Here is a 432-nt window from a genome sequence, read left to right on the forward strand (position 1 = left end):
GCTCATCCTCTAATGAGAGTTCTAATGGTCGCATGTTCTTGCGATGATACGTAATCAATTCAACACCTTGCGCTCCTAGCTTATCTTTTAAAATCTCACTGATGTAGCCACGATCTCCAAAGATCTTACCGATGTATCCTTGAGCGAGCTTCGGAAGAATCTTGATATCTGAAGTATGACCATTCGAGAGTTGGGTCCGAATAAATTGCCCCTGAGCATCCACCAGTACATGCAATTTGCATCCATAGAACCAACCCATAGAACTTTTTCCTCGTGTGGCAATTTGTTTTAAAGATTTATGACGTTGAATACGCTGATTTTTACATACAGGTAGAGTTGTAGAGTCAACCCAAGCACACGTTGTTTGAGCATTGGAAGCTAAAGAAATATGTAATGCTTGAAGTGCGAGTTGATGTTGGTTGATCAAATAAA

The 432-nt window shown here is 40.3% G+C and carries 1 protein-coding gene; it reads right to left on the minus strand.

Annotation, left to right across the window (positions count from 1 at the left end; translation table 11 throughout):
- Positions 1–432 (minus strand): IS982 family transposase (locus CYK47_RS15550; RefSeq protein ID WP_164709240.1); only part of this gene is annotated, 432 nt, incomplete at both ends.

It is taken from the genome of Acinetobacter sp. B51(2017), from assembly GCF_003711395.1.
Lineage (GTDB): Bacteria > Pseudomonadota > Gammaproteobacteria > Pseudomonadales > Moraxellaceae > Acinetobacter.